This is a genomic window from Wolbachia endosymbiont of Drosophila seguyi (genome assembly GCF_028981765.1).
GTDB lineage: Bacteria > Pseudomonadota > Alphaproteobacteria > Rickettsiales > Anaplasmataceae > Wolbachia > Wolbachia pipientis.
Window position 1 is genome coordinate 12,359 of record NZ_JAPQLM010000187.1, and the last position, 3,469, is coordinate 15,827.

Annotated in this window: 2 protein-coding genes; both read right to left on the reverse strand. The window is 36.2% G+C overall.

Annotation, left to right across the window (positions count from 1 at the left end):
* Positions 1 to 328: 328 nt before the first annotated feature.
* Positions 329 to 2,824, reverse strand: a complete 2,496-nt coding sequence (mutS, locus tag OZD62_RS05270; protein ID WP_095742633.1) for a DNA mismatch repair protein MutS — start codon at positions 2,822 to 2,824, stop codon at positions 329 to 331.
* 274 nt (positions 2,825 to 3,098) lie between these two features.
* Positions 3,099 to 3,383 carry a hypothetical protein gene (locus OZD62_RS05275; RefSeq protein ID WP_275019592.1) on the reverse strand — a complete coding sequence of 95 codons (285 nt, stop codon included), beginning with the start codon at positions 3,381 to 3,383 and terminating at the stop codon, positions 3,099 to 3,101.
* Positions 3,384 to 3,469: the final 86 nt, after the last annotated feature.

Genomic DNA, 3,469 nt, shown 5'->3' on the forward strand with positions numbered 1-3,469 from the left:
GAGTTAGCTAGTCTTTTACTATCTCTGTCGAGTATTGGCATTTTTTGATGTCTTGTAACGCTTTATAAGCACGTTCAGCTTATTTAGATAAAAATCTAGATGTAGATGAAGTTTTGTAAAGACATACAGTATCTATATACTGCAAAAAATTNNNNATAAGACGCCGATACATTAAGTAATCCTTACCTTTTAATCTGCAGATTGGCGAAAGCAAATACAATAGCTTCACTATCGTGGTAAGGGAGCTGGCGAAGGGTGTCAAGTAAGTTTTTCGTTTCTATAGCTACTACCACGATTGTATAGGTAATTCTTCACTTATAATAATGATTCAAGCCTTCAGCTCCTCAAACACTTCACTTGCTCTATTTAAAACAGAATCAGGAAAACCAGCAAGTTTTGCTACATGTATTCCATATGACTCATCTGCAATGCCTTCAATTACTTCATGTAGAAAAATAACCTCTCCGTTCCACTCTCTTATTTTTACACAAAAACATTTCACGTTCTTCAAGTATTTGCTTACTTTAGTTAATTCATGATAATGAGTTGCAAAAATGGCGCGGCACTTATTTACATTGTGAATATGTTCAATCACCGCCTGTGCAATAGATAATCCATCATACACCCCTGTGCCCCTACCAATTTCATCAAGTATCACCAAGGAACGGTCCGTTGCCTGATTTACTATCGTTGCTGTTTCGATCATCTCTACCATGAAGGTAGAATAACCAGCTGTTATATTATCCGTTGCGCCAACCCTGCTGAATATCTTGTCAATCACTCCAATATGTGCACTCTCTGCTGGCACAAATGACCCCATGTGAGCTAAAATTGCAATGAGAGCGTTTTGCCTCAAGAAAGTGCTTTTTCCAGCCATATTAGGACCAGTAATTAGATGTATACCAGCTAAATTGATGCTATTTGCAATGAATTTATCGTTAACTTCAACCACTGGATGTCTTCCGCTACAGATATTGAACTCTTTGCTGTCATCAATAATGGGTTTTACGTAATTATTTTGCACTGCAAGCTCTGCAAATGCGGTTCTAATATCAAGTTTTGCCAAAGCATTTGCAGCAAGAGCAATTTTTTCAGATTCTTTAGCGACTTCACTACACAGTTCACTAAAAATTTTCATTTCTAAGCCGATTGCAGCATCACGTGCCGTAAGAATTTTATTTTCTAGTTCTTTCAATTCATTAGTAGTGTAGCGCATGCTATTTGCTAAGCTTTGCCTATGAATAAATATATCCGAAGTTATTTTGTGATTTGCCGACACTTCAACGTAATAACCAAGTATGTTGTTGTGTAATATTTTGAGTGCGGCAATGCCAGTAAGATCGCGATAAGATTCACGGAGCTTAGTTACCAACTTGTTACTGTTGTTCAATATATAAGATAACTCAGATAATTCTGAGTTGTATTTTGAGTGAATAAATCCTCCTTCTTTCACGGAACTGAGGTTATTATCGAGTATAGCACTATTTAACAGTTCAAATAGGTCTTTATGATTGCCAAGGCTTTTATGTATTGTGCTTAGTTCACTCTCGTCTGATTTTACTGTTATTCCAGCGCGTGACGCTGGCTGGATCTCAGTTTGGATGACATATTGTTGTGGGAGAGATCCATTTTCACCTGATTCAATTTTACATAAGAACTCAGACAATTCTAAAGTCTTTCCTAGGCCTATTTTCAATAGGTTCATATCCTTTGGTGAACCACGCCCTAGTATTAAGCGCGATAAAGACCTTTCAATATCCGGAATGTTAGATAATATCTCTCGTATTTTTCTGCGTGAATCATGATTATTTACAAAAAATTGAGCGGTGCTGAGCCTCAAATTGATTGCCTTGGAGCAAGCAAGGGGTGAAGCGAGCATTTGTTTGAGCAGGCGTCCACCAGAAGCTGTAACTGTATGATCAATAACTGAAATTAGTGAACCTTTCTTTTCACCAAATTGAGTTGAAAACAACTCAAGATTTCTCCTTGCTGAAGCATCAATAAGCATGAAATTTTGTTGCTTATAGGTTTTTGGGAATTCAAGCCTTGGAATAGAGCCCCTTTGTGTTACTCTGACATATTCAAGCAGTGCACCACACGCCATGATTTCTACTTTGCTGAAATTTCCTATACTCCCAAGTTCCCTGATTTTATAAAACTCGCATAATGTTCTGTGAGATTTACTATACTCAAAAAAGCTCTGTGCGTGTTGCGTAATTGATATTTTATAATTTTTTAAAATCGATCTAATTTTTTCATCCTCAGTGAATTTTTCAGAAATTAATAATTCTCTTGGTGATATACGCAATAAATCACTATCTAGAGCTTTCAAACTCGTTAAAGTGTGAAAAAATTTTCCCGTCGATAATTCAAGCCAACTAATAGCATATTCGTCATTTTGTTCAACTATGGATGCGAGATAATTATTGCTTTTATCCTCCAGTAGTGAATCTTCTATAATTGTACCTGGAGTTACAACTCGCACTACATCACGTTTTACTATGGATTTATAGCCCCTCTTTTTTGCTTCATCAGCAGTTTCTAATTGATCACAGATTGCTACTTTGAATCCTAAATCTATTAGCTTGTGCAGGTAAGATTCACTACTGTGTGCTGGCACTCCACACATTGGTATTTCTTGCCCACACGAATTACCTCTCTTAGTGAGCACTATATTCAGCAATTTCGCAGCTTTAATAGCATCATCGAAAAACAATTCATAAAAATCTCCTAGCCTATAAAATAGCAGATGATCTTTGTATTGAGCTTTCAGGTTCAAATACTGCTCCATCACAGGGGTATTTTTTTCTTTTACGAAGCTCATAATATTTTTTAATATATTGTATTGATAAACGTTATTATAGATTATATTGCACATGTGAATAACATAAATTTTAAATAGGTGTATAGAGGGGAAAATTTAAAACAATTAAATTTCTTGGATCCAAGTAGTCAGGACACTTGGATGATATAAAGAGTAGGAGTATTTGATGACAAAAAAACAAAAACACAGTTGTCATTCCAGCGCGTGACGCTGGAATCCAGAATATCCTAATTACAAGGTTTATTATTTAGTTTGAAAAATACTATAGCTTTTTCTATGCAAGTTGTGGCCCCTTTTTACCATTTGCGACAGTTGTATCATCAACAGATATTTCAGAGCTAACAGTGCTAATAGTTTTTTCTATCGCTTTAGCCTGTTCATAGTCTTGACTCAAAAAATACATGGCCAGTCCAATAGCTATACTAGCAACAAGAGAAGATGCTATCATTACACCTAGTATCATACCACCAGAAAGACTTACTGCAACACACACACCAGCTCCAAGTACAACACCAAGAAAACCACCAATTATTACGCCAGGCACCAAACTGCCTACCATAGCGCTTTCTTTTTTCGTATTAGAGGTTGTCCGGAAACAAGTAAAAGGCTATAATATCTGAAATTTTAGTACGGGGTAAAGATGAG